Source organism: Streptomyces colwelliae (assembly GCF_048158785.1).
Lineage (GTDB): Bacteria > Actinomycetota > Actinomycetes > Streptomycetales > Streptomycetaceae > Streptomyces.
Window position 1 is genome coordinate 1 of sequence record NZ_JBLTJC010000081.1, and the last position, 13,414, is coordinate 13,414.

Consider the following 13,414-nt stretch of genomic DNA (forward strand, 5'->3'; position numbering starts at 1 on the left):
CAGCAGGCCGTTGACCAGGCGGCTCATCCGGACCACCTCCGCCGTCGCCTGTTCCACGTCCTCCCGTACGAACTCGTCGTCCACGCCGTCCGCGATGTTGTCCAGCGAGAGCCGCAACGCCGTGAGCCTCGGCCGCCGCATCCGCGCCGCCAAGTGGTCGTACCTCTATCTGGCCCCAATGGCCGTACTCCTGCTGGCTTTTGTGGTCTACCCGATCTTCGCCTCCTTCGGCTACACCTTCTACCGCTGGAACGGCATCGGCGCCCCCGGCGACTACGTGGGCCTCGCCAACTTCCGCCAGATCCTGCACGACGGCATCTTCTGGGGCGCGGTCGAGCACACCTTCGTCTACGCCTTCGTGCTCGTCCCGGTGCAACTCCTGCTGGCGTTGGCGCTCGCGCTCGTACTGAACAACCCGAAGCTCAAGTTCGCGCTGTTCTTCCGGACCGTCTACTTCATCCCCGTCGTCACCTCGGCCGCGGTCGTCGGTGTCGTCATCCAGCTCATGCTCGCCAACTTCGGTGATTCGGCGGGGAGTCTGCTCGCCAAGACCGGGGTGACCGACGGGCACGTCGACTGGCTCGGCGACCCGCACACCGCGCTCGCCGTGATCATCGCCATCGGCATCTGGCACACCCTGGGCTACAACCTCGTCTACTTCCTCGCCGGACTACAGACCATCCCGGCCGAGTTGTACGAGGCGGCGAAGCTCGACGGCTGCGGACCGGTGCAGTCCTTCTTCCGCATCACCATCCCGATGCTGCGCCAAGTCGGCGTCGTCATCGTGGTGTTGGCGTTCATCGGCAGCTTCCAGGTCTTCGACCTGGTGCAGGTCCTCACCGGCGGCGGCCCGTACTTCGCCACCGAGGTCGTCAACACGTACATCTACCACCTGGCCTTCGGCGGCTCGGCCGGCGCCGCCGCCCAGCCCGACATCGGCCTGGCCTCCGCCGCCTCGTTCCTCTACGGACTGCTCCTCATCGTCTTCTCCGCGCTCCAGGTCCTCGCCCTGCGCGGGATCAGCCGACGGCGCACGGCCGCCGACCGATAGGCCAACCAATCAACGGCCGCCAACCAGCAAAGGGTCACGTCGATGTCCACACTGTCCCAACGCCCGCGCCTGCGCATGCAGTTGAGCCTGCGCCGAGGCCGACGAGGCCTGCTCTACCTCGCGCTGCTCGGCGGCGGCCTCATCTGGCTCTACCCGTTCCTGTGGGCGCTCGGCAGTTCGCTCAAGAGCACCGACGGCTTCTTCTCCGGCGGGCTGAACCCGATCCCGTCCGAGTTCCACTGGTCCAACTACAGCGAGGCCTGGACCCAGGCGGACTTCAGCCGGTTCTTCGTCAACACGGTCCTGTTCGCGACCGGCACGGTCATCGTCACGCTGCTCGCCACCTCCATGGCCGGCTACGTCCTGGCCCGCACCGACTTCCCCGGCAAGAAGCTGTGGCTGGGCCTGGTCGGGGTGACGCTCTTCCTGCCGCACGGCTACACGATCATCCCGGTCTTCGACCTCATCCAGCGCCTCCATCTCCTCAACACCCTCTGGTCGGTGGTCATCGTCCAGTCGGCGGGCGGGATGGTCTTCGGCACCTTCCTCTTCATGGGCTACTTCACGACGATCGACCGGGGGCTGGAGGACGCGGCCCGCGTGGACGGCGCGAACTTCCACCAGATCTTCTGGCGGATCATGCTCCCGCTGTCCGGACCGATGCTGGCGACCGTCGGCCTGTTCGCCTGCATCAACGCCTGGAACAGCTTCTTCATCCCGCTGGTCTTCACCCTCTCCCGCCCCGACCTGCACACCCTCTCGGTGGGCATGTTCAACTTCATCGGTCAGAACTCCACCGCCTGGACCCTGGTGTGCGCGGGGTCGGTCATCACGCTGCTGCCCATCGTCCTGATCTTCATCGTGCTCCAGCGGTTCTTCATCAACGGGCTTGCGGGCGCGGTCAAGCAGTAGTGGGGGAGCGGCCACCGGGTCAGCCACCGCCGTCGAGGTCCGTCCGCTGCCGCAGCACGCGCAGTTCGTGACCGGCGATCTCCATCTCGTACAGCTTGCCGCGCGCGTTCTCGAACGGGCGGTGCAGGATCATCATCAGCCGCCCGCCGAACGTGTGGAACAGCATGCCGTGACCGCTGTCGTTCCGGACCAGCGGTCGCTGTTGCTGCCAAGGCCCTTGGATCGCACGGGACTTGGAGACGGCGTAGGTCTGCACGTAGCCACCGGTGAGGGTGCCGTCCGCGCCGACCACGTTCTTCTCGTACGTCGACCACAGCATGAGCAGCGGCCCGTCAGGGGTGCGGTACAACTGCGGGCCGTCCGTGACGTAGGGCGGGAGTTGGTGCGGTACACCGGCGGGGATCTCCTCGCCGATCCAGGGCGCGTCCGAGGCCTTGAAGAGGAAGACCGGATCGCCGATCGTCCCGGTCAGGTCCGGGGCCAGCCGGATCGCCTCCATCGTGCCGTCGACGGTCTGTAGCCACTCGTGCGCGTACACCATCCACGGCTGCCCGGACGGGTCGACGTACAGCGTGCCGTCCAGGGTCATGAGGTGCTCGGGTGGAGTGGGGCGTGCGGGGTCGACCCAAGTGAAGGGTCCCAGCAGGGATTCGGACACGGCCGTGATCGTGCCCCGCCGATGGTTCGCGAGCTGAAACGGCGTGCCCCAGCGGCCGGTTGGAGGCACCGGGAGGGGGCTGTCCTCGTCGTGCAGCGTGGTGAACAGGTAGTACCTGCCGTCCCAGGCGTGCACCTCCGGCGCCCAACCACCGTCGCCCGCCCAGGGGTTGCTCTGCTCCGCCGCCAGAAACACCACTGCGGGACGCGTCCAGTCACGCAGGTCGTGGCTGCGGTAGACCATCGTGCCGACGCCCTCCACGCCCGACACGGACGGGTCGTTGGACGTGTAGAGGTGATAAGTGCGGGTCGTGTCATCGGCGACCACGAACGGATCGTGCAACGGCATGTCGGGAAGCCGCATCGGCTCACTCACTTGATCGGTCGCCATGGTGTCACCGTAGAGCCCACAAACCCCGTGCGCATCACAGCTGTTGAGGGAAAAACGCTTGGACCGCGCGGGTGCCGACGCGGGACACTGCCACTTCTGGCCTGCCCGTTTACCGGGCCGCCGTCGACATCACGGGGTGGGGATGGGATCGCCTGAAACGCGCGACGTCGGGCCGCGCAGAGGCTCGGTGGCACTCGCACTTCGGTACTACGGACGGGAGTTGGCCCGGCTCCGCCGCTGGACCGCGCCCGCCACACTGCTGCCCGCGCTGGGCAACATCGGCATCAACTACATCGCGCCCCTGATCGTCGCCAAGCTCGTCGGCCGTATCGCCGGCGACGCGGGCATCAGCGTCCGGACGACGCTGCCGTACGTCCTCGGGTTCGCCGGAGTGCTGCTGCTCGCCGAGGTGTTCTGGCGCCTCGGGCTGCACTGTCTGAACCGGCTGGACGCGCTCGGCATCGAGCACCTGTATGTGATCGGCATGGACGAACTCTTCGCCAAGGACGCCGCGTTCTTCCACGACAACTTCGCCGGGTCGCTCACCAAACGGGTGTTGAGCTTCGCCTCCCGCTTCGAGGAGTTCGTCGACACGATGACGTTCCAGGTGGTGGGCAGCCTGGTCCCGCTGCTGTTCGGCTCGGTCGTGCTGTGGCGCTACGAACCGCTGCTCGTCGTGGGCCTGTTGGCGATGATCGCGCTCACCGCCCTGGTTGTCGCGCCCCTCATCCGGCGCCGCCAGGCACTCGTCGACCTGCGCGAGGAGGCCATCGCCCGGGTGTCCGGCCATGTCGCCGACAGCCTGATGAACATGGACACGGTCCGCGCGTTCGCCGCCGAGGAACGCGAGGCCGCCGAACACCGCTCCCGCGTCGCCCAGTCGAGGCGCCTCACGCTGCGCTCCTGGGACTACGGCAACCTCCGCATCGACACCCTGGTCGCACCGCTCTCCGTGCTCACCAACGCGCTGGGCCTGCTCCTCGCGGTGGCCCTCGGCGGCGGCGAACACGGCGTCGAGGCGGTCGTGGTGGCGTTCACGTACTACACGAACGCGACCCGGATCATGTTCGAGTTCAATCAGATCTACCGGCGTCTGGAAAGCTCGATGACCGAAGCCGCCCAGTTCACCGAGCTGTTGATGGCACCGCCCACCGTGGTCGACCCGGCCTCGCCCGAGCCGCTGCGCTCCCGCGCCACCGACGTCCGCTTCGAGAACGTGACCTTCGCCCACGCGGGCGCGGACACCCTCTTCGACGGGCTCGACCTGACCGTGCCCGGCGGCACGAAGATCGGCCTCGTCGGCCGGTCCGGCGGCGGCAAGACCACCCTCAGCCGACTGCTGCTGCGGATGACGGACATCGACGCCGGCCGCATCCTGATCGGCGGCCAGGACATCAGCAGGCTGCGCCAGGCCGACCTGCGCAGCCTGATCGCCTACGTGCCGCAGGACCCGGCGATGTTCCACCGCACCCTGCGCGAGAACCTCACCTTCGCCCGGCCCGACGCCACCGACGCCGAGGTCCGCCGGGCGGCCGAGGCCGCGCACGTCACCGAGTTCGCCGACGCGCTGCCGGACGGCTTCGAGACGATGGTGGGGGAGCGCGGGATCAAGCTCTCCGGCGGACAGCGCCAACGCGTCGCCCTCGCCCGGGCGATCCTGCGCGACGCCCCGATCCTGCTGCTCGACGAGGCGACCAGCGCGCTCGACTCCGAGAGCGAGATCCTCGTACAGGAAGCGCTGTGGCGGCTCATGGAGGGCCGGACCGCACTCGTCGTCGCACACCGGCTGAGCACCGTCGCCGGCATGGACAGGCTCGTCGTCCTCGACCGCGGCCGGATCGTCGAACAGGGCACGCACCAGGAGCTGTTGGCGGCCGAGGGCGCCTACGCGAAGCTGTGGCAGCACCAGTCGGGCGGCTTCCTCGACGACAGCCCCGAACAGGCCGCCGACCTGCACTGACGGCCCGAACACCGGCCCGATTCCCGGGACTTCGGTCATCGGATTTCCGGGACTCCGGCCGTGCCTGGGGGACAACCGGTTTCTAGCCGACCGTGTTCCAGAGCCGTCTCACCGAGGTTACCCAGTCTTTTCGAAAGTTCGCCCAAGGTCTTGACGCCGTTTCCGAGCCGGAAGAAGCTCTGCCCCAACGCGTGACAACCGGTTTCTATTGGAGGTGGTGCGGTCATGCACCCACGTGCTGGTGCGCCCCTGAGCCGCCGACGATTTCTCGCCCTCTCGGCGACCGGTGCCGCGGCCGGCGCGGCGGCGCTGAACGGCTGCGCGCTCCAGGTGTCGACCGGGGTCGGCGCGGCGGGCGAGACCGTGACGGTGATGGTCAAGGCCGACGACCTCACCCCCGACCTGGTCAAGCAGGCCAAGAAGGACACCGGCATCACGATCGAGCGGGTCGACTACGACATCACCAAGCTGATCGCGATGCTCACCAGCGGCAACCCGCCGGACCTGGTGCGCGGGGTCGGCGCCGTGGACGCCGCCTACTTCGCCGCGCGGGACGTGATGCAGGAACTGGACTCCTACTTCGCCACGAGCAGCGTCCTGCGGCTCGACGACCTGGACCCCGTCAACGACCTGTGGCGCTACGACGGCAGGGTCCAGGGCAAGGGCGCCCGCTACGGCATGGCCAAGGACTTCTCCCAGGACTCCATGTTCTGGTACAACACCGCGGCCTTCGACAAGAAGGGCGTCGCCTACCCGGCGGAGACCGAACCCGTCACCTTCGAGGAGTGGCTCGACGACGCCCAGCATCTCGCACAGCGTTCGAAGGGCCAGACGAGTGTCTTCGGCGGCAGCTACAACGGCCTGGTCAAGCTCACCCTCATGGCGACCATGACCGCCTCCGCGGGCGGCAGCCTGTTCGCCGACGACTTCGCCAAGGTCGACTTCACCACCCCCGAGGCCCGCAAGGCGCTGGCCTGGTACATGGACTACTGCCGGCTCAAGGTCGGACCCAGCCCCGTCCTGCCCGACCCCAACGGCTGGGACGGCCCCACCTACCAGGCCGGCCGGATGGCCATGTCGAACAGCGGCTACTGGATGGGCGGGATGATCGGCACCGACAAGAAGCTGGCCGAGGTCTCCCGGCTCGCCCCCGCTCCCGTCTTCGCGGGCGGACCCCGGATCAGCGCCTGCCAGGGCGGCACCGGGCTGTGGATGCCCCGCAAGTCGAAGAACAAGGACGCCGCCTGGCGGATCTTCGAGTGGTTCTTCGGCGAGGCACCGGCCAAGGCCCGCGCCGCCGGCGGCTGGGGCATCCCCACCCTGAAGTCCCTGCGGCCCCTGATGCCCCATCAGGAGGACTACCAGAAACGGACGTTGAGCGCACAGGAGAACGAGCTGAAGCACTTCTCGGTGGTCGCCCTCTCCCCGTACATCTCCGGCGACGCCTTCGAGTCCCTCTTCAACCAGACCGCCACGCCCGCGATGAAGGGCGAGATGTCCGTCGACCGCCTCGCCGGACGCCTGAACTCGGTCATCAACGAGCAGATCAAACGCGGGAAGGAGCAGGTGGGATGACGGTCGATCAGGCATCCTCGCCGGCCGTCGGACGGCCGCGCCCGACCGCGAAGGCCGGCCGGACCCGGTTCGCCACGCGCACCGGGCCTTCGATGACGACGCGCAAGCACCGCGCGTTCTACATGTTCGCCTCGCCGTGGATCATCGGGTTCTCCCTGCTGACCATCGCGCCCATGGCGTACGCACTGTGGCTGAGCTTCACCACGTACGACGGCATCTCCCCGAACTGGCACTACGTCGGCCTCGGCAACTACCGCGAGCTGATGGGCGATTCGGTCACCTGGGACGCCCTGGGCCGCGCCGGTCTGTTCGCGCTGCTCTCCGTGCCGCTGTCGATCGTCGCTGGCCTCGCCCTCGCCGTCCTCGTCAACCGGCCCCTCAAGGGACGCGGGCTCTTCCGCACCCTGCTCTATCTGCCCGCCGTGGTACCGCCGGTGGGCGCGGGCATCGCCTTCAAGAACCTCTTCGACCAGAACTCCGGTGCGGCCAACGGCGTCCTGACCTTCTTCGGCTTCGACGCGATCGGCTGGCTGGCCGACCCCTACGCCCGCTACGTCCTCGTCATGACGGTGCTCTGGGCCGCCGGCAACATCATGATCATCTCGTTGGCGGGGCTCCAGGACGTCCCCCGCGAACTCCACGAGGCGGCCCGCATCGACGGGGCGAGCGCCTGGCGCACCTTCCGCAGCATCACCGTGCCGCTGCTGTCGCCGGTGCTGCTCTTCCAGACCGTGACCGGGGTGATCGCCTCGGTGCAGACCATCATGCCGATGCTGCTGGCCCCGCTCTCCACCACGGGCGGCCTCACCACGATCCCGCAGTCCAACTACACGTACATGATCCACGTGTTCTCGGAGTACTTCGCGCTCGGCCGGTACGGATACGCCTCCGCACTGCTGTGGGTGCTCTTCCTCCTGATCCTCATCGCGACCGGACTCATCTTCAAGTTCACCTCGGGCGTGGTGTTCTACAACGTCGACCCGGAGGCGCAGAAGTGACCGCCACCAGCGTGAACCCCAAGTCCCCGCCCCGCACGCGGATACGCGTCAACCGGCTCGTCCTCTACACCGCGCTCGTCGTCATCACCGGCCTGTTCCTCGGCCCGTTCGGCTGGCTGATCCTCACCGGCCTCAAGGCCCCGGCCGAGCTGGCGGCCGCCCCGGTGCACTGGCTGCCGACGCACTTCGAGTGGCACAACTTCGTCGACGCCTACAAGGTCATCGACTTCCTCGGCTACGCCCGCAACTCCCTGATCATCGCCACCATTTACGCGACCCTCGTCACCCTCAGCTCCGCCTGGGTCGGCTTCGGCTTCGCCCGGCTGACCGCGCCCGGCAAGAAGGTGCTGTTCGGCATCCTCATCGGCTCGATGATGCTGCCGCAGATGATCACCCTGCTGCCGACCTACCTGATCTTCGCCAGGCTAGGCATGGTCGACACCTACTGGCCCTGGGTGCTGTGGGGCCTGTCCTCCGCGCCCTACCTGGTCTTCCTCTTCCGGCAGTTCTTCGCGGGCCTGCCCCGCGAGCTGGAGGAGGCGGCCATCGTCGACGGCTGCGGATACGGCTCGATCTTCTGGCGAATCTTCCTGCCGCAGTCCTGGCCGGTGCTCTCGGCGAGCTTCGTCATCGCCTTCACCTGGACCTGGGGCGACTACATCGCGCCCCAACTCCTGCTCTCCACCGACCGATCCACCCTCGCCGTCGCGGTGATGACCACCTACGTCTCGTCGGCCGGCACCCCCATCACCAACCTTCAGGCCGCCGCCTCCGTGATGTACGTCGTCCCCATCCTGCTGGTCTTCCTCGTCGCCCAGCGGGGGTTCGTCGCCGGGATGTCGACGAGCGGTCTCAAGTAGTCCCTGTTCTCGCCCTGTTGCAAGGAGTAGGTATGAACACGCCCCTGTCCCGTCGTACGGCCCTCCAAGCCGTCGGTGCCACCGCGCTCGCCGCCGGCCTCTCCGGACTGACCGCGACGGCGGCCCACGCCTCCGGCGGGCACAACTCCCGCCCCAAACTGGTCACTTACCCGCGTCCGGCCGCCATGCCGACCAACACCAGCTTCCAGGTGCGGGTCCGTACCGCCCCCGACGGCGCCTGGCAGACCCTCGACATCTACCGGCCGCAGTTCGAGGAGATCAACGCCACCACCGGGTCGGGCAAGGTCTACAACTCGTCGATGGCGTACTTCGACTTCGACGGCTCGGTCGAGATCGAGGTGACCTACCTCAAGGGCGGCACCACCAAGGCCCGGGTGAGACCGGACTCGTACGGCATCGCGCCCGAACTCCTCGGCGACACCCTGCGGTTCACCCTCGACGAGCCCAAGGACGTCGTCGTGCAGATCAACGACGAGGTGTTCGACGCCCTGCACCTGATCACCAACCGCGTCGAGCACCACGTCCCGTCCGCCGACGACCCGGACGTCCTCTACTTCGGCCCCGGCGTCCACACCGTCGCCGGCAACGTCCTCACCGTCCCCAGCGGCAAGACCGTCTACCTCGCGGGCGGCGCCGTTCTGACCGCGCAGGTCTACTTCAAGGACGTGGAGAAGTCCCGCCTGATCGGGCGCGGAGTGCTCTACAACAACCCCGGCGGCGCCATCCTCAGCGAGGGCAGCAAGAACATCCGGATCGAGGACGTCATCATCCTCAACCCGGCCGGATACGCGGGCACGTTCGGCGAGAGCGAGAACGTCCACATCACCAAGGCACGCGCGTTCAGTTCGAAGGGCAACGGCGACGGCTTCGACGTCTTCTCCTCGACCGGGATCACCTTCGACGGCTGCTTCATGCGCAACTCCGACGACTGCATCGCCATCTACTGCCACCGCTGGGACTACTACGGCGACACCCGCGACATCACCGTCAAGAACTGCACCCTGTGGGCGGACGTCGCGCACCCGATCAACGTCGGCACGCACGGCAACAGCGACGCCCCCGAGGTGATCGAGAACCTCGTCATCAAGAACATCGACATCCTCGACCACCGCGAACCCCAGATGAACTACCAGGGCTGCATCGCCCTCAACCCCGGCGACTCCAACCTGATCAAGAACGTGCGCATCGAGGACGTCCGGATCGAGGACTTCCGCTGGGGCCAGGTCATTTACATGAAGGTCATGTTCAACACGAAGTACAACACCTCGGTCGGACGCGGTATCGACGGCGTCTACGTCAAGAACCTCAGTTACACGGGCACCCACGCCAACCCGTCGCTCTTCCTCGGCTACGACGCCGAACACGCCATCAACAACGTCACGTTCGAGAACCTGGTGATCAACGGGCTGGTCGTCGCCGACTCGATGAAGAAGCCTTCCTGGTACTACACCACCGACACCATCCAGTGGTTCACCAACGAACACGTCACCAACCTGAAGTTCCTCACCACCGCCGAGGCCGAGGCGGCCGCCGCGTCATGACGAAGCGCTCCGCTGGAAGGGCGGGGAGGGGCCGTCGGTTGGCTGCGGCTCCTTCGTGGCTGGTCGCGCCGTTCCCCGCGCCCCTTTGGGGCGCTGCTGCCGAGCCGCAGTTGACTACATCGGGTTCGCTTAGCCGCCGGGGCTTCCTCGGCGGCGCTGCGGCCCTGTTGCTGGCCTCGGGCGCGAGTGGACTGCTCGTGCCCGGACGGGCGGCGGCAGCCCCGGACGACACCGAGGTGACCTTCTCCCACCCCGGTCTGCTGCACACCGCCGATGACCTCGCCCGCATGAAGGCAGCGGTCGCCGCCAAGCAATCACCGGTCTACGACGGCTACTTGGCGCTCGCGGCGAACGCCCGTTCCTCCGCGTCGTACGCCGTGCAGAACACCGGCCAGATCACCACCTGGGGCCGCGGACCCGCCAACTACCAGAACCAGGCCGTCGCGGACTCGGCAGCCGCCTACCAGAACGCCCTCATCTGGTCCGTCACCGGAGACACCGCGCACGCCGACAAGGCCCGCGACATCCTCAACGCCTGGTCCGCTTCCCTCACAGCCGTCACCGGAGCCGACGGCCCCCTCGGCGCGGGCCTCCAGGCCTTCAAGTTCGTCAACGCCGCCGAACTCCTCCGCCACACCGGCTACGACGGCTGGACCGCCGCCGACATCGCCCGCTGCGAGGACTCCTTCCTCCGCGTCTGGTACCCGGCCCTGTCCTGCTACACGCTCTACGCCAACGGCAACTGGGACCTGACGTCCCTTCAATCCCTGCTGGCCATAGGGGTGTTCTGCGAGGAACCCACCCTCTTCTACGACGCGCTCCGCTTCGCCGCGGCCGGTGCGGGCAACGGAAGCGTCCTCCACCGCATCGTCACCGACGCCGGCCAGGGCCAGGAGAGCGGCCGCGACCAGGGCCACGAACAACTCGCGGTCGGCCTGCTCGCGGATGCCGCGCAGGTCGCCTGGAACCAGGGCGTCGACCTCTGGGGCTTCGACGACAACCGCATCCTCGCCAACGTCGAGTACGCCGCCCGCTACAACCTCGGCGGCGACGTCCCCTTCGTCCCCGACCTCGACCGCACCGGCAAGTACATCAAGCCGGCCGTCTCCGCCACTTCGCGCGGCACCCTGCCGCCCATCTACGAGATGGCGTACGCGCATTACGCCGGTGTGCGCGGCCTGGACACCCCGTACACGAAGAACGCGGTCTTCCGCGGCACCGGCGCCACCCGGGTCGTCGAGGGCAGCAACGACGACCTGCCGAGCTGGGGCACCTTCGCCTACGCCGGCGCCACGGCCCCCTCACCGACCGTGCCGACACCACCGGCCGGTGTCACGGCGCTCGGCAACGACCGCTCCGTCACGGTGAGTTGGCTGCCGTCGACGTGGGCCGACTCCTACACGGTCCTACGCGCGACCGACGTGGACGGCAGCTACGAGAAGATCGCGTCCGGCGTCGACCGGCCCACGTACACCGACCGGAACGTGCACGCAGGCCGGACGTACTACTACACGGTCGCCGCCTCCAACACCCTTGGTGAGAGCGGTGGTTCGGCCTGGGCGGCAGCCTCCGCCGGTCTCCCCGGCCCTTGGTCGACCCTGGACGTGGGGGACGTGAAGATCCCCGGTTCCACGGCTTTCGACGGCGAACGCTTCGTCCTGGAGGCCGGCGGCACCGCCGACTCCTACCGCCTCGTCCACCTCCCGCTGCGCGGCGACGGCACGGTCACCGCGCGGATCGTGTGGCCGCTCAGCTCGCAGTACTCGAAGATCGGCGTCACCGTCCGCGCCTCGCTGGACGCGGATGCGGCGCACGCCTCGATGCTGATCCAGGGGCTGCCGCTGCACACGTGGAGCGGCGTGTGGACGGTACGGCCGTCGACCGGCGCGGAGATCTCCGCGACCGGCAGCACCCTCGTGCCGCCCTCCCAGCAGCAGGCGATCACCACGTCGGCCGCGTTCCCGATCTCCAACCTCGGCACGCTGCCCGAGTCGGCGACCCCGCTGGAGGCGCCGTACGTCGAGGGCGCGGGCGACGGCTACCGGTTGCGGGCGCCCTACTGGGTGCGCGTGACCCGCAAGGGCGCGCGGTGCACCGGCGCCATCTCGCCGGACGGCATCCACTGGACCGAAGTCGGCTCAACCGAGGTCGAGTTGGGCCGCACCGCGTACGCGGGCCTCGCTCTCACCTCCTGCCTCGGTGTCGACGAGGACTACGCCGAGACCGGCACCGGCGCCTTCGACAACGTCAGCGTGACCTCCCCGTCCGGCACGGTCTGGTGCGTGCCCCGCCCCGCCCGCACCGCCACCGACCTGCGGGCCGAAACCGGCGCCGACGCTGTCGAGTTGGCCTGGACCGACCCGGACCTGTCCGCCGAGTACACCGTGCTGCGCGCAACACGAACTGCCGGACCGTACGAGACCCTCGCCACCCGCGTCGGCCCCGTCGGCTTCGGCACCCGCATCCGGTACACCGACGCGACAGGGGCGCCGGGAACGACGTACCACTACACGGTCGCGAAGACCAACACCGGTGGACGCGGGCCGCGTTCGGTGCGTGCGCAGGCCGTGATGCCGACCCCGGCACCACCCCAACTAACCTCCGCCACCGCCGCGTTCACGAACCAGGGCGCCACCTTCCAGCACCTGCTGAGGGCCTCGCACGAGCCCGTGCGGTTCACCGCGGACGGTCTGCCCGCCGGTCTCCGCATCGACCGGCGTACCGGGCTGGTCTCCGGAATCCCCACGGAGACAGGCGAGTTCACGGTCGCGACGACCGCGGCCAACGCCTCCGGAACCGCGACCGGCACCCTCGCGCTCACGGTCGGCACCGCGCCGCCCGCGCCGTGGACGTACGGCGATCTCGGCGACACAGTGCTCGACGACCGTGCCTTCGGGACGCTGGGCGTGGTGGCGATCACCACGCCGGGCAGCACGTCGTACGACGGCGGGACCTTCACCGTGCGGGGCGCGGGCGTCGACCTGAACGCCAACGGCCAGGGAATGACAGGGCAGTTCGTACGGCGGCCGGTCAGCGGTGACTGCGAGGTCGTCGCCCGGCTCGTCTCCCGCAGCGGCGTGACCACCGACCGGGTGGGGCTGCTCATGGCGAAGTCGCTGTCGCCGTTCGACCAGGCCGCAGGAGCGATCGTCACCGGCGGGACCAGTGCCCAGCTCATGCTCCGCAAGACCGTGGCCGGCGCCTCCGCCTTCACCGGCGGAGCCGCCGTCACCCTCCCCGCCCTGCTGCGGCTGAAGCGCGTCGGGACCGCCTTCAGCGCGGCCCTGTCCACCGATGACGGTGTCACCTGGACCCCCCTCGCCGACGGAGAGATCCCCGGCTTCGGTGACGCCCCCTACCACGTCGGGCTGGTGGTCTGCTCGCGCAGCCAACCGGTCCGCTGCACCACCGAGTTCGACGAGGTGAGCATCACGCCCACCTGATCCTT

The 13,414-nt window shown here is 68.5% G+C and carries 9 protein-coding genes and 1 pseudogene; 8 read left to right on the plus strand and 2 right to left on the minus strand.

Annotated elements, in window-relative coordinates; translation table 11 throughout:
* A pseudogene (locus tag ACNFOC_RS18925) lies at positions 1 to 135 on the minus strand (two-component sensor histidine kinase); the annotation flags it as partial.
* Positions 136 to 178: 43 nt separating this feature from the next.
* Here ACNFOC_RS18925 and ACNFOC_RS18930 point away from each other — a divergent pair.
* Both ACNFOC_RS18930 and ACNFOC_RS18935 read left to right on the plus strand, forming a co-directional pair.
* On the plus strand, positions 179 to 1,051 hold the full coding sequence (locus ACNFOC_RS18930; protein WP_416960281.1) for a carbohydrate ABC transporter permease: 873 nt from the start codon (positions 179 to 181) through the stop codon (positions 1,049 to 1,051).
* A gap of 42 nt (positions 1,052 to 1,093) precedes the next feature.
* Positions 1,094 to 1,963 carry a carbohydrate ABC transporter permease gene (locus ACNFOC_RS18935; protein WP_416960253.1) on the plus strand — a complete coding sequence of 290 codons (870 nt, stop codon included), beginning with the start codon at positions 1,094 to 1,096 and terminating at the stop codon, positions 1,961 to 1,963.
* Positions 1,964 to 1,982: 19 nt separating this feature from the next.
* Here ACNFOC_RS18935 and ACNFOC_RS18940 read toward each other — a convergent pair whose 3' ends face one another.
* A complete protein-coding gene (locus ACNFOC_RS18940) occupies positions 1,983 to 3,011 on the minus strand; it encodes a glycoside hydrolase family 43 protein (protein ID WP_416960254.1) in 1,029 nt (342 codons plus the stop codon).
* A 142-nt stretch (positions 3,012 to 3,153) separates the two neighbouring features.
* Here ACNFOC_RS18940 and ACNFOC_RS18945 point away from each other — a divergent pair, with 142 nt between their 5' ends.
* The 6 genes from ACNFOC_RS18945 (at position 3,154) to ACNFOC_RS18970 (ending at position 13,409) form a co-directional block, all read left to right on the plus strand.
* A complete protein-coding gene (locus tag ACNFOC_RS18945; protein WP_416960255.1) occupies positions 3,154 to 4,971 on the plus strand; it encodes an ABC transporter ATP-binding protein in 1,818 nt (605 codons plus the stop codon).
* Positions 4,972 to 5,196: 225 nt separating this feature from the next.
* A complete protein-coding gene (locus tag ACNFOC_RS18950; protein WP_416960256.1) occupies positions 5,197 to 6,546 on the plus strand; it encodes an extracellular solute-binding protein in 1,350 nt (449 codons plus the stop codon).
* A complete protein-coding gene (locus tag ACNFOC_RS18955; RefSeq protein WP_416960257.1) occupies positions 6,543 to 7,544 on the plus strand; it encodes a carbohydrate ABC transporter permease in 1,002 nt (333 codons plus the stop codon). The genes ACNFOC_RS18950 and ACNFOC_RS18955 overlap by 4 nt, the downstream gene beginning before the upstream one ends.
* Positions 7,541 to 8,404 carry a carbohydrate ABC transporter permease gene (locus ACNFOC_RS18960; RefSeq protein WP_416960258.1) on the plus strand — a complete coding sequence of 288 codons (864 nt, stop codon included), beginning with the start codon at positions 7,541 to 7,543 and terminating at the stop codon, positions 8,402 to 8,404. The genes ACNFOC_RS18955 and ACNFOC_RS18960 overlap by 4 nt, the downstream gene beginning before the upstream one ends.
* Before the next feature lie 32 nt (positions 8,405 to 8,436).
* Positions 8,437 to 9,966 (plus strand): glycosyl hydrolase family 28 protein, encoded by a 1,530-nt coding sequence (locus ACNFOC_RS18965; RefSeq protein WP_416960259.1) that lies wholly within the window; start codon positions 8,437 to 8,439, stop codon positions 9,964 to 9,966.
* 167 nt (positions 9,967 to 10,133) lie between these two features.
* Positions 10,134 to 13,409, plus strand: a complete 3,276-nt coding sequence (locus tag ACNFOC_RS18970; protein WP_416960282.1) for an alginate lyase family protein — start codon at positions 10,134 to 10,136, stop codon at positions 13,407 to 13,409.
* Positions 13,410 to 13,414: the final 5 nt, after the last annotated feature.

Bases quoted from the DNA above. Each gene is read 5' to 3' on its own strand.
- ACNFOC_RS18930 (WP_416960281.1), top strand. From the start codon at position 179: ATGGCCGTACTCCTGCTGGCTTTTGTGGTCTACCCGATCTTCGCCTCC.
- ACNFOC_RS18950 (WP_416960256.1), top strand. From the start codon at position 5,197: ATGCACCCACGTGCTGGTGCGCCCCTGAGCCGCCGACGATTTCTCGCC.
- ACNFOC_RS18945 (WP_416960255.1), top strand. From the start codon at position 3,154: ATGGGATCGCCTGAAACGCGCGACGTCGGGCCGCGCAGAGGCTCGGTG.
- ACNFOC_RS18935 (WP_416960253.1), top strand. From the start codon at position 1,094: ATGTCCACACTGTCCCAACGCCCGCGCCTGCGCATGCAGTTGAGCCTG.
- ACNFOC_RS18940 (WP_416960254.1), bottom strand. From the start codon at position 3,011: ATGGCGACCGATCAAGTGAGTGAGCCGATGCGGCTTCCCGACATGCCG.
- ACNFOC_RS18955 (WP_416960257.1), top strand. From the start codon at position 6,543: ATGACGGTCGATCAGGCATCCTCGCCGGCCGTCGGACGGCCGCGCCCG.
- ACNFOC_RS18965 (WP_416960259.1), top strand. From the start codon at position 8,437: ATGAACACGCCCCTGTCCCGTCGTACGGCCCTCCAAGCCGTCGGTGCC.